Here is a 20,178-nt window from a genome sequence, read left to right as displayed (position 1 = left end):
GGGTCTGGGCGGATCCGTCCGCAAAGGTGACAAAAGGCTGTCTTCCGGCAACCGCCGTCCCCGCTCCGCGGTCAAAGAGCACACGAGTCTTTCCGGTGCTCCCGACGGCCGGGCCGGGGGATGCGTCCACCCGGCACCACGGCCGCGGAGCCCGGTGCGCGGGCCGGGACGGCGGGGTGATCGCGGATGGGCGGGCGCTGGGCGACGGCGGTCTTGCGGCTGCTGATGATCTGGCTGGCGGTGCCGGCCCTGTGCTGGCTGACCCTGCTGCTCCTGCGGTGGCTGACGCCGGGGTTCAGGTACAACCAGACCCTGCCCATGCTGATCCAGCGCCACCTCTTCCCGGACGGGGACCTCACCGCCCTCACCCCGCTGGGCTGGCTGCTGGTCGCGGTCGGCCTGTTCGTCTCGATCGCCGCGTTCTCCGACGGGTACGAGACCTTCGGAGGCTGGGCGGGCGGCGTCTGCGGGCTCCTCGGCCTGGCGGTGCTGTTGTGGGCGTTCCCGGTGGCGCTGTGGGACAACGACAAGGACGCCGGCCGCTACTACAGCTCGCAGACCGTGTTCCACGTGCCCGACCTCAACCGCCCGCCGGGCTCGATGACGGACGTGCTGGACGGCGCGCGGTCCGGCGACGGCCGCGCCTGCGACCGCGTCGGCGCCCACGACGTCCGCTCGTGCGTCGTCCAGGGCACCTCGATCCGGAACGTCCGCTGGGAGGCCCGTACGTCGTCGCTGGCGGCGGCGCGCACGGCCATGAACAACGCCGCCTCGACCGTCCAGCGGGTCGACATCATGGAGGAGACCCTCACCTACCTGTGGGGCGCGCAGCCCGACACCGGCCGCTGGTCGGCCGTCCTCGACGGGTCCGAGATCCGGCAGCCCATGTACGGGGTGGCCGAGTGGGACGGCACCACCAACACCGCCCGCGTGTGCCGCTTCGAGGGGACGTACCGGATGAACCGCGCGTTCGGCGGCGGGCGCAAGAACAACCTGCGCAACCTGCTGGCCGAACGCCACCGGCGGCTCGTGTACGACGACACCGACATCTGGGGGTACTGCGACGACGGCCGCCCCGTCATCGTCATCCCGGTGAAGCGGCAGATCGGCCACGGCTCCCGCACCGTCCACACCGCCGGGGGAGTGCTGGTCCTGCGCGGCTCGCCCACCGGCAGCCCGGTCACCTCCCACCGGGCCCAGGTCAGGCCCGGGGAGCTGCCCGGCCCCGTCTATCCCATCTCCCTGGTCCGGGCGCAGCGCGACGCCACCCAGTGGTCCGCGGGCCGGGAGCACCGTCAGCGCTCGTCGTTCGGTTTCGAGCCCAGCGACGACGACGCCCAGGAGGAGAACTCCGGCGAGTACCTGCTGCGCGGGCCGGACCGGCGCCTGTACTACGTCACGCCGCTGACCCCGCGCGACAGCGAGTCCGAGGCGCTGGTGGCCTACGGCGTCGCCCCCGCCGACCAGACCGCCGCCGGCCGGCTGAACCGCTACGACGTGCACGTGCTGGCGGACGGCGACCCGATGGTGACGGACGTCGCCAGGCTCAGGGCCCGGGCCGTGGCGCACATCTCCGGCCCGTCCAGCCCGTACCCCAACTTCGTCAACTCCGGCGGCGAGCTGCAGGAGTTCACCCCGCTGGGCGGCGAGTCCTGGCGGGTGTACGGGGTGCAGAACGGCCAGACCGCGTTCTACATCGACCTGAGCGCCAGCGGCCGGGTCACTCCGCGCACCGTCACCCCCGGCGGGAACGCGCCGCAACCGGTTCCGCCGGGGAACAAGGAGCAGGAGGACGACTGCGGCGGCCCGGTGCGGGAGATGACCGACCGGCGGCTCGCCGACTGCCTCGGGAGGTTCGCCGACGAGCTGCGCCGCCGTTCCGGCGGGGAGTGAGCCCGCTCCGTGCCAAGGATCGGTAAATCTCCGCCTACGCGCCGTTGTGGGCACGACACTGTGCGTCGTGGGTCATTCACTTCTGCATCAGATCCTCGTCTCCAACCTCGTCGTCCCCGTGGCCGTCGCCGAGACCGCCGGGATCCGGTCGCTGACCGGCTGCGGCGTCAGGCTGGCCGACGACACCTGGCTGCGCGCCGACCTGGCGGTCTGCCGCGGCGAGCAGTGCGACGGCGAGCGCTGGTGCGTGCAGGGGCCGCCACTGCTGGCGGTGGAGGTGGCCTCCCCCGCCTCGCGGGCCCGTGACCTGGGCGCCAAGAAGGACGCCTACCAGCGGTTCGGGGTCCCGCACTACTGGGTGGTCGACCCGGGCGGGGACGAGCCCACGGTGCGCGTCCACGAACTCCTCGACGGCGTCTACGCCGAACGCGTCCGGATCGGACCGGGCGGGCGCCACGAGGTGACCGCGCCGCTGCCGATCGAGCTGGCGCACGAGGCGATCTTCGACGAGTCGTCCCGCTGGGCGGGGCACTGGAGGGGGAACAGCATGGAGCACACCGGACCCGACCTGCCGTCGTGCGAGGAGCCGATCCTCGTCGACGCGTTCGGGCATCGCTGGCCGACCGGCGCGGAGAAGGTGGAACTGGAGGACGGCTGCCCGATCTTCTACGGGGAGTGGGACGAACGGGACGTGGCGATCGCCGAACGCACCTATCCCGGCCGGGTGGTGCGCCTGGACCAGCCCGCCGGCCGGCCCGGCACCATCACGATCCTGCCCGGCCCCGAGCCCGCCGCCTGATCGGGCGGGCCTACTTCAGCAGCGGCCAGGCCACGAACGCGGGCACCGTGACGTCCTGCCCGCGGTTCACCGCGATCGACGCGCGGACCAGGAAGAACATGACCACGCCGGTGTAGGCCAGCGGGATGAACGCCAGGACGTCCGCCGCCTGGATGAGCAGGATCCCCACGATCCACACCGCCAGGGCGCCGATCGCGATGTTCAGGGCCTGCCGGGCGTGCCTGCGCACGTACGGCGACCGGCCCTTCAGCAGCAGGATCAGCAGCGGGGCGACGGCCGAGGTCAGGAACTGCGCCAGGTAGGCCATCAGCGCCCAGTTCTGCTCGTCGGGCGTGGGCGGGCCGAGCGGCGCCCGCGGCGCCGGTCCGCCCACGGGCCCGGGAACGGGCGGCGGCGCGTACGGGCCGGGGGGCGGTGGCTGCTGCCACGGCGCCTGCTGCCCGTAGCCCGGCTGTGGGCCGGGACCCGGAGCCGGCGGGGGAGGGCCGTAGGCCATGGCGGACTCCTCTCACAGGGTCCACAAAGGAAGTTCTGTCGCAGTCTATGAGTGTCCGGACGGCTACGCGGTTCACCGATCCGGCCACTTCGTGCGGAAAAGTCAGCCCGCCGGCGGGGTCAGCGACGCCCCGGCGAACCGCCCGTCCGCCGCGTCCCGCGGGCGGCGTTCGTGCAGCACCAGCCCGAGCCCGGGGACCCGCCGGCGGCCGGGCAGCGCGACCACCTCGTGGCCGAGGCCGCGCAGCAGTTCCACCACGTCCCCGGCCGGTTCGTCCAGCAGGTCGATGCCGTCCAGCCGCAGCCGCAGCGGCGGGTTGCCGCCCCACCCGGGCGGGCGTTCGGCGAACACCTCGCCGATCCGCTCGCTGCCGTCCGGATGCCGTTCGGTGGAGACCGCCAGCCGGCCCCGCCCCACCCGCACCGAACGATGACCGGTCCACCCGCACAGGAACCGGTCCTGCGGCGGGGGAGTGCCGCAGGACCGCGCCACCGCCTCCAGGGTGCTCCAGGCGTCCGCCGCGACCGTGTCGAACAGCAGGGACGCCCGGGGCAGCAGCGCCCCGCGCCCGGGGACCAGCGTGACCACGAACGGGGCCACCCGGCCGGGGAACCGCGCCGGGTCCGGCTCCCGCAGGGTCACCAGCCCCTCCCAGCAGGTCGGCCCGTCGACCTCCAGCCAGACGATGTCGGCCTCCCCGCCGAACGTCTCGAAGCACCGGTCGGTCAGCAGCATCCCGACGCGCTCGCGCAGCGACTCGGCGATCTCGCCCAGCCTCCGCCGCCACCAGGCGGGCTCGCCGTCCCGGCGTCCCCCCGACTGCCAGTGCACCCCGCCGCCGCCCAGCGGGATGCGCTCCTCGACCCCGTCGCCGCTGACGACGACGCACCGCCAGCCCTCGTCGTCGCCCTGCAGCACGACCCGCACGGGCACGCGCGCGTCCCCACTCCACATGTCGCCCCCGCCTTCATCGCGCCGACCGGCACTCTACGCAGACCGGTCCTCGCCGAGCGCCCTACAGTTCACAAAAGGTACGCACACACCGCAGGGCCGGGGGAGCGCGGGAGCCCCGTCCGGGATCATCGAGTGCGGCTCCCACAACGCGGCGGTAAGGGGCGATAGCGTCGGACCCAAGCTCGCCGCCCAGGAGGTTCCAGTGACCCAGCCTGACCAGGTCTTGCGCTCGCCCAAGGAGCGGCGGACCGTGGAGAGCGCGGTGCGGGCGCTGTCCGCCGTCGCGCCCCCGGGATGGCGGCGGCTGAGCTTCGCCTTCTACGCCACGGTCGGGATCGACAGCGCCTGCCTGGAGGCGGTCTGCATGGACGGCACCGTCCGCCCGCTCGTACCGCCGGGCCGCGCCGTCAAGTACATGGACGAGCTGCGCGCCGACACCTACCGCCGGGACAAGGGCGCCTGGTTCACCGCCCGGCTCGACATCGAACGGTCGGGGCGCTACAGCGTGGAGTTCGACTACGACAGCGAGCCCGACTTCCGGCCCCGGCTGACCGCGTCCGCGTACGCCCTGGACCTGGACCGCTTCCCCCGTTCCCGCGAGCACACCCCCGACTGGCTGCGCGCCAAGCTCCGCGAGGCGGCCGGCGGGACCGGCTGACCGGGGCACTCCCGCGCAGCGGGCAGACTGGACGGGTGCCCGCGATCCTGCCCGATGGCGACCCCGTGCCCGCCGACGGCGCGCTGCCCGCAAGCGCCCTGGACGGGCTGGGCGAGCGCCCGTTCGCGTTCTACGTGCACGTGCCGTTCTGCGTGACCCGCTGCGGCTACTGCGACTTCAACACCTACACGGCCACCGAGCTGGGGCCGGGCGCCGGCCGCGAGTCCTACGCCGACACCGCCATCGCCGAGGTCCGGCTGGCCCGGCGGGTGCTGGGCGACGCCGAGCTGCCGGTGCGGACGGTGTTCTTCGGCGGGGGGACGCCCACCCTGCTGCCGCCCGACGACCTGGGGCGGATCCTGGGCGCGATCGACGCCGAGTTCGGCCTGGCCGCCGACGCCGAGGTCACCACGGAGGCCAACCCCGAGACCGTCGACGAGGGCTACCTGGGCAAGCTGCGCGCCGCCGGGTTCACCCGCATCTCGTACGGGATGCAGAGCGCCCGCGAGCACGTGCTGGCGGTGCTGGACCGCGTGCACACCCCCGGGCGCGTCCCCCAGGTCGTGCGGTGGGCGCGGCAGGCCGGGTTCGAGCACGTCAACCTGGACCTGATCTACGGAACGCCGGGGGAGAGCGACGACGACTGGCGGGCCTCGCTGGAGGCCGCGCTGGACGCCGGTCCCGACCACGTGTCCGCGTACGCGCTCATCGTGGAGGAGGGCACCCGGCTGGCCGCCCGGGTGCGGCGCGGGGAGCTGGCCACCCCGGACGACGACGCGATGGCCGACCGCTACCTGATGGCCGACGAACTGCTCGGCGCCCACGGCCTGCACTGGTACGAGATCTCCAACTGGGCGAGCGGCCCGCGGGCCGCCTGCCGCCACAACCTGCTGTACTGGACCGGCGCCGACTGGTGGGGCGTGGGCCCGGGCGCGCACAGCCACGTCGGCGGCACCCGCTGGTGGAACGTCAAGCATCCCGCCGCGTACGCCGCCCGCCTGGCCGAACGCCGCAGTCCCGCGCACGCCCGCGAGGTCCTCGACGCCGAGGACCGCCGCATCGAACGCATCATGCTGGAACTGCGGCTGGCCGAGGGCTGTCCGCTGGAACTGCTGGACGACGCGGCGGTACGGCGGGCCATCGCCGACGGCCTGCTCGAGCCCGCCGCCTACGAGCGGGGCCGGGCGGTCCTCACCCTGCGCGGCCGGCTGCTGGCCGACGCCGTCGTCCGCGACCTGACCTGACCCGCCGGTCCGGGCCGCCCGGGACGCGCGTCACTTCACGATCGGCCCGTGCGCCTTGCGAGCGTCAGGCGGGGGGCTCGGGAGCGGTGACGAAGTCGATGATCTCTTCGACACGCCCGAGCAGTTCCGGTTCCAGGTCCCGGAAACTGCGCACCGAATCGTGGATCCGCCGCCAGGCCGCCCCCACGTCCACGGGCCAGCCGATCGCCTCCAGCACCCCTTCCTTCCAGGGCACCCCGCGCGGCACGTCGGGCCACGCCGCCAAGCCCAGCACCGACGGCTTGACCCCCTGCCAGATGTCGACGAACGGGTGCCCGGTCACCAGCACGTACGGGGAGGTGACCCGGGCGGCGATGCGGCTCTCCTTGGACCCGGGGACCAGGTGGTCCACCAGCACGCCCAGCCTGCGGCCCGGTCCGGGGGCGAACTCCTCCACCACCGCCGGGAGGTCGTCCACCCCTTCCAGGTACTCCACCACCACGCCCTCGACGCGCAGGTCGTGGCCCCAGATCTTCTCCACCAGCTCCGCGTCGTGCAGGCCCTCGACGTAGATCCGGCTCTCCCTGGCCACCCGGGCGCGCAGGCCGCCGACCGCGATCGAGCCGGACGCCGACCGGACCGGGCGGCCGCTCTGCGGCGCGCGCTGCGGCCGGACCAGCGTCACCGGTTCGCCGTCCAGCAGGAACCCCGCCTTGGCCAGCGGGAACACCCGGCGTTCGCCGAACCTGTCCTCCAGCGTCACGCCATACTTGTCACAGCCGACCACCGCTCCGCAGAACCCGCTGTCGGGGTCCTCCACCACCAGGCCGCGTTCGGCCGGGACCTCGGGGATCCGCCCTTTGCGGGGCCTGCGCCAGTCCCCGGCCAGCACGTCGTCGCCATAATCCTTGCTGCGCACGGACCGGACTCTAACCACGCGGCCCGGCGTCCGGCCGGACCCGGCGCGTCGTCGCCGGTGGGGCGGCGTGGCGGGGGCGAAGGATACCGCGCCGGGCCCTCCGGCAGCAGCCGAATCGCCGTAGACTTGGCACTCGAGGGCAAGGAGTGCCAGTATGCGGGCCGCAAGGAGGTGACCACGTGCTCGACGACCGCAAACTCGCGGTGCTGCGCGCCATCGTCGAGGACTACGTCTCCACCAACGAGCCGGTGGGCTCGAAGGCGTTGGTGGAGCGGCACAGCCTGGGCGTCTCGCCGGCGACCATCCGCAATGACATGGCCGTGCTGGAGGAGCAGGGCTACATCACCCAGCCGCACACCAGCGCCGGCCGGGTCCCCACGGACAAGGGGTACCGGCTGTTCGTGGACCGGTTGTCGACGATCAAGCCCCTGTCGGCCGCCGAACGGCGGGCCATCGAGACGTTCCTGAACGGCGCCTACGACCTCGACGACGTGGTCGGCCGGACGGTGCGGCTGCTGGCGCAGCTGACCCGCCAGGTGGCGGTGGTGCAGTACCCGTCGCTGTCGCGTTCCTCGGTCCGGCACGTGGAACTGGTGCCGGTGGCCGAGCAGCGGCTGCTGCTGGTGCTGATCACCAACACCGGGCGGGTGGAGCAGCGGGTGATCGAGACCCCCGCCGAGGTCTCCGACGAGTCGGTGGCGCACCTGCGCGCCCTGCTCAACGCCTGCCTGGACGGCTGCCTGCTGGCCGACGCCCCGACCGCGGTGGCCGACCTGCCCGAGCAGGTCGCGCCCGACGACCGGCCGGTCGCCGCCACCGTGCTGTCGGTGCTGCTGGAGACCCTGGTCGACAAGCACGAGGAGAAGATCGTCTTCGCCGGCGCGGCCAACCTGGCGCACGTGGACTTCTCGCAGAGCCTGCGCGACGTGCTGGAGGCCCTGGAGGAGCAGGTGGTGCTGATGCGCCTGCTCGGGGAGGCCGGCGATTCGTCTAGTCTGACGGTACGGATCGGCACCGAGAATCCACACGAGCGTCTGCGGTCCACCTCCGTGGTGGCCGCCGGTTACGGCGTCGGCGACCAGGCACTGGCCCGGCTGGGCGTGCTGGGGCCGACGCGGATGGACTACCCCAGCACGATGGGAGCGGTACGGGCAGTGGCACGTTACGTCGGACAGATCCTCGCGGGGTCGTAAGTGGCACGCGACTACTACGCGATCCTGGGGGTGCGCCGCGACGCGAGCCCGGACGAGATCAAGAAGGCCTACCGGCGGCTCGCGCGCGAACTCCACCCGGACGTCAATCCGGACCCGGAGACCCAGGAGCGCTTCAAGGAGATCACCCAGGCCTACGAGGTGCTCTCCGATCCGAAGAAGCGGGAGATGTACGACCTGGGCGCGGACCCGTTCGCACCGGGCGGGGCCGCCGGGGCGGGCGCCGGCTTCGGCGCGGCCGGGTTCCCGTTCAGCGACATCATGGACGCCTTCTTCGGGACCGCGACCTCGCGGGGGCCGCGCAGCCGTGCCCGGCGCGGCCGCAACGCCACGCTGCGGGTGGAGCTGGACCTGGCCGAGACCGCGTTCGGCACCACCCGCGAGCTGGCCATCGACACCGCCGTGGTGTGCACCACCTGCTCCGGCGCCGGCACCGCGCCCGGCACCCACCCGGAGACCTGCGAGACCTGCCACGGCCGCGGTGAGGTGCAGCAGGTCACCCGGTCGTTCCTGGGCCAGGTGATGACCGCCCGGCCGTGCCCGCACTGCGGCGGCTACGGCAGCGTGATCCGGCACCCGTGCCCGGAGTGCTCCGGCGACGGCCGGGTCCGCACCCGCCGCACCATCAAGGTGCGGATCCCCGCCGGCGTGGAGAGCGGCACGCACATCCAGCTGGCCGGCGAGGGCGAGGTCGGCCCCGGCGGCGGCCCGGCCGGCGACCTGTTCCTGGAGATCGTCGAACGCCCGCACCCGATCTTCGAACGGGAGGGCGACGACCTGCACTGCACCGTGCAGATCCCGATGACGGCGGCGGCGCTGGGCACCCAGGTGATCATCGAGACCCTGGACGGCCCCGAGGAGGTCGACATCCGGCCCGGCACCCAGTCCGGGCAGGTGATCCCGCTGTACGGGCGGGGCGTGCGGCACCTCAACGAGTCCGGCCGCGGCGACCTGATGATCCATGTGAACGTCGAGACGCCCACCAAGCTGGACGAGGAGCAGGAGGAGCTGCTGCGCCGGCTGGCCAAGCTGCGCGGCGAGGAACGCCCGCCCGGCAAGTTCGCCCCCGGCCAGCAGGGCTTCTTCTCCCGCCTGCGGGACGTCTTCAACAGCCACTAGTGGACCTTCGTCGCTTCCGGCGCCGTCCCGGCCCGGCGTCCCCGCCGGTGAGCCGGGACGGCGCGCGCCCGCGCCCGGCCGGGCCCGTTCTCCACGGTGCGGTGAACGGGCTGCGCACGCCCGGCGGCGGTCCGCATGCGTGGAGGCGGATGTGAGCGCCCCCGTCTTCCTGATCGAGGCCGCCCGCCTGACCGCCGACCGGGTCGTCCTGGACGGCCCGGAGGGCAGGCACGCGGTCACCGTCCGCCGCCTGCGCCCCGGTGAGCGGGTGGACCTCACCGACGGCGCCGGCCTGCTCGCCGAGGGCGTCGTCGCCGCGGTCGAGGGCAAGGACCGCCTGGTGGTGGACGTGCTGGCGCGCCACCGTCACGACCCGCCCAGCCCCCGGCTGGTGGTCGTGCAGGCCCTGCCCAAGGGCGACCGCGGGGAACTGGCCGTGGAGACCATGACCGAGGTCGGGGTCGACGAGATCGTCCCCTGGCAGGCCGCCCGTTCCATCACCCGCTGGCGCGCCGACCGCAAGGACAAGGCCCTGGCCCGCTGGCGCTCGACCGCCCGCGAGGCGGCCAAGCAGTCCCGCCGCAGCCGCCTGCCCGAGGTCGCCGACCTGGCCGACACCGCCCGGGTCGCCGCCCGGCTGTCCGCCGCCGCCCGCGCCCTCGTCCTGCACGAGCAGGCGAGCGTTCCCCTGCGCGCCGTCGACCTGCCCGCCACGGGCGACATCGTCGTCGTGGTCGGCCCCGAGGGCGGCATCACCGACGAGGAACTCGACCTGTTCACCGAGTCCGGCGCCGTGCCCGTCCGCCTGGGACCCACCGTCCTGCGCACCTCCACCGCCGGCGTCGCCGCCGCGGCCGTCCTCCTCAGCGCCACCGGCCGCTGGTGACCCGCACGCCGTTCACGGCGTGCTCCAGCGCCCCGCCGTCCGGGTCAGGGGGCGCTGGTCTCGCCCGGGGCGGGGGTCTGCGGGACGCCGGTCGGGCTTTCGGGGGAGGACGTGGGGGAGTCCGGGTCGCCGGTGGGGGTGCCGGGGTCGTCGCCGCCGGGCTGCGGGTCGGTGGGACCGGAGCACGGGACCGCCGACGCGGTGGGAGCCGGGGTGGTGGGAGAGGGTGTGGCGGCGATGCCGGGGAGGTCCTCGGGGGCGCAGGCGACGTTCCCCGGTGCGCCGGGGGACGCGGTGGGCGCGGGGGAGGCGGGGGCTCCGGTGGGACGGTCGGGGTCCACCGGGGAGACGGGCGCGCCGGGGTACTGCCGGGATCCGGAGCCGGAGGCGGCGACCGCCGGGTCTTCCCGGCTCTCGGAGGGGCCGCGGTCGCCGACGGAGGCGATGCGGTCGATGGTCTGCGGCGCCGACACTCCCAGCGCCACGGCCAGCATGACGCCGGCCACGGCCAGCACCGGGCGGGCCCAGCCGCCGGACGGCCGCAGCCACTCGGGCAGCCACAGCGCCGGGTCCCACGTCCGGCCGCCCGAGCGCCGCTCGATACCGGCCCGGATGCGTTCCAGGCCGTCCGGAGCGGGCTCGACCTTCTCCGCCTCCGCGTGCAGCGCACGGCGCAGGATCTCGCCGTACTCGTCGTGGGGGTCGGTGGTCATGACAGTTGCTCCAGGACGTTGCGCAGGGCGGCCATGCCGCGGGCGGTGTGGCTCTTGACCGCGCCGCGGCTGATGCCCATCGCACGGGCGATCTCGGCTTCGGACAGGTCTGCGTAGTAGCGCAGGACGAGCGCCTCGCGCTGCCGGGTGGGCAGCTTGGCCAGGGCGTCGACCACCGCGCTGCGCTCCAGCTCGACGATGGCGCCGAGCTCGGCGCTGGGCGCGTCGGGGAGTCCCTTGGGGGCGTACTTCTCCACCACGGCCCGGTGCCGCAGCACCGAGCGCGAGCGGTTCACCACCGCCTGGCGCAGGTACGACAGCGCCTTGTCGGGATCGCGCAGCCGCCGCCACCCGCCGTGCATGGCGATGAACGCCTCCTGGACGACCTCCTCCGCGGTGGCGACGTCGCGCACCAGCATGGCGGCCAGCCGCACCAGCGGGCGGTAGTTGGACGCGTACAGCGCGGTCACGGCTTGGTCGGCGTCCCAGGCGACGGACATCGCCCCGGCCGTGCCCCTGGCCACGAGGGTCTCGGTCACATCCGTGGGACGCGTTCCCTCGTCGTCCGGTTTACGAAAGGGCATGTTCTGTAGTGCCTCGGTCATGTATCCGCCGCCTTTGCCGACCCCCGCGTCCATCGCTGGACACTCCGGTACGGCGTGGACAGGCGAACCCCGCCCTTTCGCGATGCGCGGATCGCCCGCGAGCCGGGGGGTTCGTCGCCCTGCAACCTTAGCCAGCCCGCGCCGTTCCCGCCGCCCGCAACGGGCATTCGCGTCGTTGTCCGCCGTTGTCCGACGTCCCGCCGGGACCGTGCGGGGCGGGCGGGACGCGGGAGTTGCGGCGGGCGCCGCGAGGGAAAGGCCGGTGCCGCCGCCCCGCGGCCGCCGGGCGGCTCGATAGGATGCCCACCGGCCGAACGGTCCAGCGGTGCGGCGTCACGCCGCCTCGGCGAGCCCCAAGGAGCCTGCCCGTGTCCACCTCGGACTGCCTGTTCTGCAAGATCGTCTCCGGTGAGGTGCCGGCCCAGATCGTCCGGGAGTCGGAGCGCGTCGTGGCGTTCCGCGACATCAACCCGCAGGCGCCCACCCACGTGCTGGTCATCCCGCGCGAGCACCACGTCAACGTGGCCGCGCTGGCCGGCGCCGACGCCGCCCTGCTCGGCGAGGTGCTGGCCGAGGCGCATCGGGTCGCCGTGGACGAGGGCGTCGCCGACTCCGGCTACCGGGTGGTGTTCAACACCGGCCCGGGGGCCGGGCAGACGGTCTTCCACGTGCACGCGCACGTGCTCGGCGGCCGCGGCCTGAACTGGCCGCCGGGCTGAGCGGCCCGCGGCCGGCCGGCCCGCGGAAATGACCGAGCGCGATGTCCTCGCCCGTCGGTACCATGGAGGCGAGCACCGGATCAATCGCGACAGAGAGCAGGTCAAAAGGCCACAAGGCCGGCTGATGGTGGAAATCACTCACGCGGGAGCCGCGGGCCGCGGTGGCGGCCGGGTCTCCCAGGTCAAGATCGTGGTGCCGGACGACCACTCCATGGTGAGCCTGCTGGGTTCCCGTGACGAGTTGCTGCACGTCATCGAGCGCGCCTTCCACAGCGACATCCATGTCCGGGGCAACGAGATCACCGTGACCGGCCCCGAGGACGAGGGCGAGCTGGTCTCCCGGCTGTTCACGGAGCTGATCGCGCTGCTCACCAGCGGCGCCCAGCTCACCCCCGACGCGGTGGAGCGGAGCCTGGCGATGCTGCGCGCCGAGACCGCCGAGTCGCCCGCCGAGGTCCTCACCCTGGACATCCTGTCCGGACGGGGCCGCACGATCCGCCCCAAGACGCTCAACCAGAAGCGCTACGTCGACGCCATCGACAGACACACGATCGTGTTCGGCATCGGCCCGGCCGGGACCGGCAAGACGTACCTGGCCATGGCCAAGGCGGTCAAGGCGCTGCAGGACAAGAAGGTCAACCGGATCATCCTCACCCGTCCCGCGGTGGAGGCGGGGGAGCGGCTGGGCTTCCTGCCCGGCACGCTGTACGAGAAGATCGACCCGTACCTGCGGCCGCTGTACGACGCGCTGCACGACATGGTCGACCCCGACTCGATCCCCCGGCTGATCAGCGCGGGCACCATCGAGGTGGCGCCGCTGGCCTACATGCGCGGGCGCACCCTGAACGACTCGTTCATCATCCTGGACGAGGCGCAGAACACCTCGCCCGAGCAGATGAAGATGTTCCTGACCCGGCTGGGCTTCGGCTCCAAGGTCGTGGTCACCGGCGACGTCACCCAGGTGGACCTGCCCAGCGGCCAGCACAGCGGCCTGCATGTGGTGCAGGAGATCCTCGAGGGCATCGACGACATCCACTTCTGCAGGCTGACCAGCAACGACGTGGTGCGCCACAAGCTGGTCACGCAGATCGTGGACGCCTACGACCGGTTCGACCGGCAGTCCCCCACCGAGGTCAAGCCGGCCCGCGGCGGCCCCCGCAAGCGGCGGTGAGCCGATGAGCATCGAGGTCCTCAACGAGTCCGGCGTCGAGGTCGACGAGGAGCGGCTGGCCCGGCTGGCCCGGCACGTGCTGGACGGGCTGCGGGTGCATCCGCTGGCGGAGCTGTCGGTGCTGCTGGTGGACGAGCCGGCGATGAGCGAGCTGCACGAGAAGTGGATGGGCGAGCCCGGCCCCACCGACGTGCTGGCGTTCCCCATGGACGAGCTGCGGCCCGGCCACCAGCCCGGCGGTTCCGACGACGACGCGGCCGACCCGGCGCTGCTCGGCGACGTGGTGCTGTGCCCGGCGGTGGCCGCCCGCCAGGGCGCCGAGGCCGGCCACGGCACCCTCGCCGAGCTGGAGCTGCTGTGCACCCACGGCATCCTCCACCTGCTGGGGTACGACCACGCCGAGCCCGAGGAGCACAAGGAGATGTTCGACCTGCAGGCGCGGCTGCTGCGCTCCTGGCGGGACGAACGCTCCCGGACATGAAACGCCCCGCCGCCCCGGCGGGCGGCCACGGCCCGGGGCCGGTCCCGTGCCCGGCGGGCCGCGGACGGGTGAACGGGGTGGAGCGATGAGCACGGCGCACGGCTGGCTGGTGACCATCGCGGCCGGGCTGGTCGTGGTGGCGGGGCTGCTGGCCAGCGTGGAGGCCGCGCTGACCACGGTGTCGCGGGTCCGGGTGGAGGAACTGGTCCGCCAGGGCCGGCGGGGCGCCGACCTGCTGGCCGAGGTGGTCGCGGACCCGGCCCGGTACCTCAACCTGGTGCTGCTGCTGCGGATCAGCTGCGAGCTGGCCGCCACCGTGATCGTGGCGGACCTGTGCATCTCCTGGCTGGCCGAGGGCTGGCGGGCGTACGCGGCCGCCGCCCTGGTCATGATCGTGGTGATCTACGTGGTGGTGGGGGTGGGGCCGCGCACCCTGGGCCGCCAGCACGCCGACCGGATCGCGCTGGCCGGGGCGGCGGCGATCCATCCGCTGACCCGGGTGCTGGGGCCGCTGCCGAGGCTGCTGATCCTGGTGGGCAACGCGCTGACCCCGGGCAAGGGGTTCCGGGAGGGGCCGTTCGCCACCGAGGCGGAGCTGCGCGACCTGGTCGACCTGGCCGAGCAGCGCAGCCTGATCGAGCCGGACGAGCGCGAGATGATCCACTCGGTGTTCGAGCTGGGCGACACGCTGGTCCGCGAGGTGATGGTGCCGCGCACCGACATCGTGTTCATCGAGCGCGGCAAGACCCTGCGGCAGGTGCTGTCGCTGGCGCTGCGCAGCGGGTTCTCCCGGATCCCGGTGGTGGGCGAGAACGAGGACGACGTGGTCGGCATCGCCTACCTCAAGGACGTCGTGCGGCGCGCCCACGAGCATCCCGGCGGCGAGTCGGTGGAACTGGTGGAGTCGGTGATGCGCCCGGCCACCTACGTGCCCGACAGCAAGCCCATCGACGAGCTGCTGCGCGAGATGCAGGCGCAGCAGACCCACGTGGCCATCGTGATCGACGAGTACGGCGGCACCGCCGGGCTGGTCACCATCGAGGACATCCTGGAGGAGATCGTCGGGGAGATCGCCGACGAGTACGACCGGGAGATCCCGCGGGTGGAGTGGCTGGAGGAGGGCGAGCGGGCGCGGGTCACCGCCCGGCTGCCGGCCGACGAGCTGGGGGAGCTGTTCGGCGTGGAGATCGACGTGGAGGAGGTGGACACGGTCGGCGGGCTGCTGGCGTACGCGCTGGGCCGGGTGCCGATCGAGGGGTCCACCGCCACCGTGGCGGGCCTGGAGCTGACCGCCGAGAGCATCGCCGGCCGCCGCAACCGGATCGGGACCGTGCTGGTGCGCCGGGCGCCCGGCGAGGAGCCCGCCGGCCGGGACGCCGGCTCGGCGCGGGCCCGCGGCTGAGCCGGGCGGCGCGGCCTCTAGGCTGGTGGCCGTGAGCGAGATCAGTGCCGAGGACGCGAAGATCATCACGCTGGCCCGTTCCTCCCGGGCCCGCAACGGCGCCGCCGAGGGCGCGGCCGTGCGTGACGAGACCGGCCGGACCTACGCGGCGACCAGCGTGGACCTGCCCTCGCTGAAGCTGTCGGCGCTGCAGGTGGCGGTGGCCATGGCGGTGTCCAGCGGCGCCGAGGACCTGGAGGCCGCCGCCGTCGTCACCGCCGCCGAGCAGGTCCCGGACGCCGATGTCGCGGCGGTCCGCGCGCTGGGCGGCAAGGCGCCGATCCTGCTCGCCGCCCCCGACGGGTCGCTGCGCGCCACGCTGGCGCCCTGACCGGCCCCGCGCCCGGGCCGTTCGCGCCGGGCGCGCCGGGCATGTTCGGCGGACCGGCCAGGCGGCCGGGTAGGCGACAATCGAGGGGTGACATCGCCGCAGACCACGACCGACACGACCGCCGGTGGCTTCAAGTCCGGGTTCGCCTGTTTCATCGGACGCCCCAACGTGGGCAAGTCGACCCTGATGAACGCCCTGGTCGGCACCAAGGTGGCGATCACCAGCAGCCGTCCGCAGACCACCCGGCGGGCCATCCGCGGCATCGTGCACCGGCCCGACGCCCAGCTGATCGTGGTGGACACCCCGGGTCTGCACAAGCCGCGCACCCTGCTGGGCGAGCGGCTGGACAGCCTGGTGCGCTCCACCCTCACCGAGGTGGACGTGATCGGGTTCTGCGTGCCGGCCGACGAGAAGGTGGGCCCCGGCGACCGGTTCATCGCCCGGGAGCTGGCCAACGTGCGCGGGACCCCGGTGGTGGCCATCGTCACCAAGACCGACCTGGCCGACCGCGGGCAGGTCGCCGAGCAGCTGCTGCGGGTGGAACGGCTCGGCGACTTCACCGACATCGTGCCGGTCTCCGCGGCCCGTGGCTTCCAGGTGGACCTGCTCGCCGACCTGCTGATCTCGCACCTGCCGGAGGGCATGGCGCTGTACCCGGAGGGCGACCTCACCGACGAGCCCGAGCACGTGCTGGTGGCCGAGCTGATCCGGGAGGCGGCGCTGGAGGGCGTCCGCGACGAGCTGCCGCACTCCATCGCCGTCGTGGTGGACGAGATGTCGCCCCGGGAGGGCCGCGACGACCTGGTCGACGTGTACGCCCACCTGTTCGTGGAGCGCCCCAGCCAGAAGGCCATCGTGATCGGCCGCAAGGGCTCCCGGCTCCGCGAGGTGGGCACCGCCGCCCGCAAGCAGATCGAGGCGCTGCTGGGCGTCCGGATCTATCTGGACCTGCGGATCAGCGTCGCCAAGGACTGGCAGCGCGACCCCAAGCAGCTGCGCCGTCTCGGCTTCGACGCGTGAGGCGCGCGACGCCGGCGCGGCGGCGCGGCGCGCGGGCGTTCAGCGGCGGGCCAGGGCCAGGCCGGTGAGCAGGAGCGCGGCGGCCAGGGACAGGTACCAGCCGTAGTCGGCGGTCAGTTCCAGGCCGGCCGACCACCGCCGGGTCAGGCCGTACTCGGTGCGGATCCGCTCCAGCCGCAGCACGAAGATCAGGCAGGCCAGCAGGGACAGCGCGGCCGGCACGGCGGCCAGCGCGCCGATCCGCGGATCCGCGGCCCAAAGGCCCCAGCCGAGCATGACGATCGCCACCACGGCGAGCACCGGGACGACCTGCCCGGTGCCGTCCAGGTTGACCCCCTCCACGGAGACCAGGTCATGGTCCAGCGCCGCGCCGAACCCCTCCAGGCGGATCCGCATCCTGGCCCACGGCAGGAACGGCGACACCAGCAGGATCACGGCGGTGAGCAGGCGGGCCGCCGCCCAGGCCGGCGCGGCGGAGGCCCGGGTCCGCGGGGCGGCCGCCCCGGGGGCCTCGACCGGCTCTACCGGCTCTACCGGCTCGGGCGGCTCGGGCGGCAGGAAGTCGGGCCGGGGCCGGGGCTCGCCCTGCGGTCGGCGGCCGCCGTCCTGGCCGTGGTCACCTGGCATGTGCTCAGCGTAGAAGGCGATCATCCGAGCGGCGTACGCGACGGGGCACGGGTACGTTGGGGCGGACACCGAGATCTCACCTGGAGCGGCCGTGCCCGAGAACGTCACCGCAGCCCCCGGCCGGCCGGGAGTCGCGCTGGTCCGCCCGCCGGGGCCGCGCCTGGCGGAGGGGCTGGTCACCCACATCGACCGGCGGCCGATCGACCTGGAGCTGGCCCGGCGGCAGCACGAGGGCTACACGGCGGCGCTGGCCGCGGCGGGCTGGCGGATCCGGCAGGTGCCGCCCGCCGACGACCTGCCCGACGCGGTGTTCGTGGAGGACACCGTGATCGTGGTGGACGGGCTGGCGGTGCTGGGCCGTTCCGGCGCCCCGGAGCGCCGCGCCGAGACCGCCGGGACGGAGCGGGCCGTACGGGAGCTCGGGCTGCGGGTCGCGCGGATCGAGGAGCCCGGCACGCTGGACGGCGGGGACGTCCTCCAGGTCGGCGACACGGTCTACGTGGGGCTGTCCGGCCGCACCGACGAGGAGGCGATCCGCCGGCTGTCGGCGATGCTGGGGGCGCTGGGCCGGCGGGTGGTGCCGGTACGGGTCGCCGGCGCCCTGCACCTGAAGTCCGCGATGACGGCGCTGCCGGACGGCACGCTGATCGGCATGCCGGACCTGGTGGACGTCTCGGTGCTGCCGGGCCTGCGGGTCGCGCCCGAGCCCGCGGGCTCGCACGTGGTGGTGCTGGGGGAGGACCACGTCCTGCTGGCCGCGTCCGCGCCCCGCACCGCCGAGATGCTGCGCGCCGACGGGCTGCGGGTCACCGTGGTGGACATCGGCGAGTTCGAGGCGCTGGAGGGCTGTGTGACCTGCCTGTCCGTGCTCGTTCACGATCACCGGTGACGCGGCCGGCGGGTGTGCTGTCTCACATCGCGAACGGGCGGCGCCCGTAACACGGGCGCCATCCGGTACCGTAGGCATCGTGTCGCGTGGCCTGCTCCTCCTTAGCGGCCGCAGCGGGGGCCTGTGAGATAAAGGTCGGCTCCCTCGCTGCGGGACTTTGACGTGACGTCGGCCGCGAGGAATCCGAGCAGAGGGAACTTCACCAGCCCATGTACCCGCAGCAGCAGCCCAGCGGCATGCCCTTCGAACGCTACCGCCCGTTCACCCCGATCCGGCTGACCGACCGCACCTGGCCCGACAAGGTCATCACCAGGGCCCCGCAGTGGTGCGCGGTGGACCTGCGCGACGGCAACCAGGCGCTGATCGACCCGATGGACCCGCACCGCAAGCTGAAGATGTTCGAGCTGCTGGTGCGGATGGGCTACAAGGAGATCGAGGTCGGCTTCCCGGCGGCCAGCCAGACCGACTACGACTTCGTCCGCAAGATCATCGAAGAGGACCGGATCCCCGACGACGTGGTGATCCAGGTGCTGACCCAGTCGCGGCCCGAGCTGATCGAGCGGACCTTCGAGTCGGTGCGCGGCGCCAGGCAGGCCATCGTCCACCTGTACAACTCCACCAGCACGCTGCAGCGGCGGGTGGTGTTCGAGCAGGACAGGGACGGCATCACGCAGATCGCGGTGCAGGGCGCCGAGCTGTGCGCCAAGCTGGCCGAGGACATGGGCGACACCCGGATCTTCTTCCAGTACTCGCCGGAGTCGTTCACCGGCACCGAGCTGGAGTACGCCGTCGAGGTCTGCAACGCCGTCAACGAGGTGTGGCAGCCCACCCCCGACCGCAAGGTCATCGTCAACCTGCCGGCCACCGTCGAGATGGCCACCCCGAACGTGTACGCCGACCAGATCGAGTGGATGCACCGCAACCTGGCGTTCCGCGACTCGATCGTGCTGTCGCTGCACCCGCACAACGACCGGGGCACCGCGGTGGCCGCCGCCGAGCTGGGCTACATGGCCGGGGCCGACCGGATCGAGGGCTGCCTGTTCGGCAACGGCGAGCGCACCGGCAACGTATGCCTGGTCACCCTGGGGATGAACCTGTTCTCCCAGGGCATCGACCCGATGATCGACTTCTCCGACATCGACGAGATCCGCCGCACCGTGGAGTACTGCAACCAGATCCCGGTGCACGAGCGGCACCCCTACGGCGGCGATCTGGTCTACACCGCCTTCTCCGGCTCCCACCAGGACGCCATCAAGAAGGGCTTCCACCACCTGGAGAAGGACGCGGCCGAGGCCGGCGTGCCGGTGGACGGGTTCCGCTGGGAGGTGCCGTACCTGCCGATCGACCCCAAGGACGTCGGCCGCACCTACGAGGCCGTGATCCGGGTCAACAGCCAGTCCGGCAAGGGCGGCGTGGCCTACATCATGAAGACCGAGCACTCGCTGGACCTGCCGCGCCGGCTGCAGATCGAGTTCTCCCGGGTGGTGCAGGAGCGCACCGACGCCGAGGGCGGCGAGGTCACCCCGGACGAGATGTGGCAGATCTTCGAGCGCGAGTACCTGTCCGGCGGGCCGCGCATCGGGCTGCTGGCGCACCGCGCCTCCTCCCGGGTGGACGAGAAGGACCAGCTCACCTGCGACGTGCGGGTGGACGGGGAGATCCGCGAGATCGAGGGCATCGGCAACGGCCCGATCTCGGCGTTCGTGGACGCCCTGGCCACGGTCGGCGTGCGCGTCCGGGTCCTGGACTACGTCGAGCACTCGCTGAGCGCGGGCACCGACGCCAGGGCCGCCGCCTACATCGAGTGCGAGGTGGACGGCGAGGTGCTGTGGGGCGTGGGCATCGACGCCAACACCGTCACCGCCGCGCTCAAGGGCGTGCTGTCGGCGGTCAACCGCGCGGCGCGGCGCGGCTGACGCCGCCGGGCCGCATTTTCGGGCTCGTCTCCCGGCCGTCGGCGGGGAGACGTCGGGGACCCGATCACACCGTGCGCACACACAGGTGATCAGTCCGTCAACGGGTC

At 73.5% G+C, this 20,178-nt stretch carries 21 protein-coding genes; 15 read left to right on the top strand and 6 right to left on the bottom strand.

Annotated elements, in window-relative coordinates; translation table 11 throughout:
- The first annotated feature begins 186 nt into the window (after positions 1-186).
- Positions 187-1,893 (top strand): hypothetical protein, encoded by a 1,707-nt coding sequence (locus HNR21_RS28935; RefSeq protein ID WP_182707669.1) that lies wholly within the window; start codon positions 187-189, stop codon positions 1,891-1,893.
- Positions 1,894-1,960: 67 nt separating this feature from the next.
- Positions 1,961-2,692, top strand: a complete 732-nt coding sequence (locus tag HNR21_RS28930) for a Uma2 family endonuclease (protein ID WP_182707668.1) — start codon at positions 1,961-1,963, stop codon at positions 2,690-2,692.
- Between the two features lie 10 nt (positions 2,693-2,702).
- Here the strand turns inward: HNR21_RS28930 and HNR21_RS28925 are convergent, their stop codons facing one another.
- Together HNR21_RS28925 and HNR21_RS28920 are read right to left on the bottom strand one after the other, a co-directional pair.
- Entirely contained in the window at positions 2,703-3,188 is a 486-nt protein-coding gene (locus HNR21_RS28925) for a DUF4870 domain-containing protein (protein ID WP_182707667.1), read from the bottom strand.
- 102 nt (positions 3,189-3,290) lie between these two features.
- The gene (locus HNR21_RS28920; protein ID WP_312881391.1) at positions 3,291-4,121 is read right to left on the bottom strand and encodes a hypothetical protein; all 831 of its coding nucleotides are present in this window, start codon (positions 4,119-4,121) and stop codon (positions 3,291-3,293) included.
- Between the two features lie 223 nt (positions 4,122-4,344).
- On the opposite strand from HNR21_RS28920, the gene HNR21_RS28915 reads away from it, so the two are divergent.
- Together HNR21_RS28915 and hemW are read left to right on the top strand one after the other, a co-directional pair.
- Complete coding sequence (locus HNR21_RS28915) at positions 4,345-4,800, top strand: antitoxin YezG family protein (protein ID WP_182707665.1); 456 nt, start codon at positions 4,345-4,347, stop codon at positions 4,798-4,800.
- 35 nt (positions 4,801-4,835) lie between these two features.
- Positions 4,836-6,044, top strand: a complete 1,209-nt coding sequence (gene hemW, locus HNR21_RS28910; protein ID WP_182707664.1) for a radical SAM family heme chaperone HemW — start codon at positions 4,836-4,838, stop codon at positions 6,042-6,044.
- Between the two features lie 64 nt (positions 6,045-6,108).
- Here the strand turns inward: hemW and HNR21_RS28905 are convergent, their stop codons facing one another.
- The gene (locus HNR21_RS28905; protein WP_182707663.1) at positions 6,109-6,942 is read right to left on the bottom strand and encodes a DUF3097 domain-containing protein; all 834 of its coding nucleotides are present in this window, start codon (positions 6,940-6,942) and stop codon (positions 6,109-6,111) included.
- A gap of 179 nt (positions 6,943-7,121) precedes the next feature.
- On the opposite strand from HNR21_RS28905, the gene hrcA reads away from it, so the two are divergent.
- The 3 genes from hrcA to HNR21_RS28890 all read left to right on the top strand — a co-directional run bounded on the left by hrcA (position 7,122) and on the right by HNR21_RS28890 (position 10,158).
- Positions 7,122-8,135: a heat-inducible transcriptional repressor HrcA gene (gene hrcA, locus HNR21_RS28900; RefSeq protein ID WP_119729459.1), complete on the top strand. Its 1,014-nt coding sequence runs from the start codon at positions 7,122-7,124 to the stop codon at positions 8,133-8,135.
- Entirely contained in the window at positions 8,136-9,272 is a 1,137-nt protein-coding gene (dnaJ, locus tag HNR21_RS28895) for a molecular chaperone DnaJ (protein WP_119729460.1), read from the top strand. It begins immediately after the preceding gene.
- 151 nt (positions 9,273-9,423) lie between these two features.
- Entirely contained in the window at positions 9,424-10,158 is a 735-nt protein-coding gene (locus tag HNR21_RS28890; RefSeq protein ID WP_119729461.1) for a 16S rRNA (uracil(1498)-N(3))-methyltransferase, read from the top strand.
- 44 nt (positions 10,159-10,202) lie between these two features.
- Here HNR21_RS28890 and HNR21_RS36175 read toward each other — a convergent pair whose 3' ends face one another.
- Positions 10,203-10,871 (bottom strand): hypothetical protein, encoded by a 669-nt coding sequence (locus tag HNR21_RS36175; RefSeq protein WP_182707662.1) that lies wholly within the window; start codon positions 10,869-10,871, stop codon positions 10,203-10,205.
- A complete protein-coding gene (locus HNR21_RS28880; protein WP_182707661.1) occupies positions 10,868-11,455 on the bottom strand; it encodes a SigE family RNA polymerase sigma factor in 588 nt (195 codons plus the stop codon). Before HNR21_RS28880 ends, HNR21_RS36175 begins: the two co-directional genes overlap by 4 nt.
- A 389-nt stretch (positions 11,456-11,844) precedes the next feature.
- On the opposite strand from HNR21_RS28880, the gene HNR21_RS28875 reads away from it, so the two are divergent.
- From HNR21_RS28875 to era, 6 genes are all read left to right on the top strand, one after another.
- Positions 11,845-12,195: a histidine triad nucleotide-binding protein gene (locus tag HNR21_RS28875; protein ID WP_119729464.1), complete on the top strand. Its 351-nt coding sequence runs from the start codon at positions 11,845-11,847 to the stop codon at positions 12,193-12,195.
- 124 nt (positions 12,196-12,319) lie between these two features.
- Positions 12,320-13,366, top strand: coding sequence for a PhoH family protein (locus tag HNR21_RS28870; RefSeq protein WP_119729465.1), 1,047 nt, complete (start codon positions 12,320-12,322; stop codon positions 13,364-13,366).
- Between the two features lie 4 nt (positions 13,367-13,370).
- Positions 13,371-13,847 (top strand): rRNA maturation RNase YbeY, encoded by a 477-nt coding sequence (gene ybeY, locus HNR21_RS28865; protein ID WP_119729466.1) that lies wholly within the window; start codon positions 13,371-13,373, stop codon positions 13,845-13,847.
- 85 nt (positions 13,848-13,932) lie between these two features.
- The gene (locus tag HNR21_RS28860) at positions 13,933-15,249 is read left to right on the top strand and encodes a hemolysin family protein (RefSeq protein ID WP_182707660.1); all 1,317 of its coding nucleotides are present in this window, start codon (positions 13,933-13,935) and stop codon (positions 15,247-15,249) included.
- 31 nt (positions 15,250-15,280) lie between these two features.
- Complete coding sequence (locus HNR21_RS28855; protein WP_119731950.1) at positions 15,281-15,619, top strand: cytidine deaminase-like protein; 339 nt, start codon at positions 15,281-15,283, stop codon at positions 15,617-15,619.
- An 87-nt stretch (positions 15,620-15,706) separates the two neighbouring features.
- A complete protein-coding gene (era, locus tag HNR21_RS28850) occupies positions 15,707-16,639 on the top strand; it encodes a GTPase Era (protein WP_182707659.1) in 933 nt (310 codons plus the stop codon).
- 39 nt (positions 16,640-16,678) lie between these two features.
- On the opposite strand, the gene HNR21_RS28845 is transcribed toward era, so the two are convergent.
- The gene (locus HNR21_RS28845; protein WP_182707658.1) at positions 16,679-17,266 is read right to left on the bottom strand and encodes a hypothetical protein; all 588 of its coding nucleotides are present in this window, start codon (positions 17,264-17,266) and stop codon (positions 16,679-16,681) included.
- A gap of 91 nt (positions 17,267-17,357) precedes the next feature.
- Between HNR21_RS28845 and ddaH the strand changes: the two genes are divergently transcribed.
- Positions 17,358-18,155 carry a dimethylargininase gene (gene ddaH / locus HNR21_RS28840; RefSeq protein WP_182707657.1) on the top strand — a complete coding sequence of 266 codons (798 nt, stop codon included), beginning with the start codon at positions 17,358-17,360 and terminating at the stop codon, positions 18,153-18,155.
- A 209-nt stretch (positions 18,156-18,364) separates the two neighbouring features.
- On the top strand, positions 18,365-20,071 hold the full coding sequence (gene leuA / locus HNR21_RS28835) for a 2-isopropylmalate synthase (RefSeq protein WP_182707656.1): 1,707 nt from the start codon (positions 18,365-18,367) through the stop codon (positions 20,069-20,071).
- Positions 20,072-20,178 lie beyond the last annotated feature (107 nt).

The sequence above is a fragment of the Thermomonospora cellulosilytica genome (genome assembly GCF_014138835.1).
GTDB lineage: Bacteria > Actinomycetota > Actinomycetes > Streptosporangiales > Streptosporangiaceae > Thermomonospora > Thermomonospora amylolytica.
This window is presented reverse-complemented; position numbering and strand designations above follow the sequence as displayed.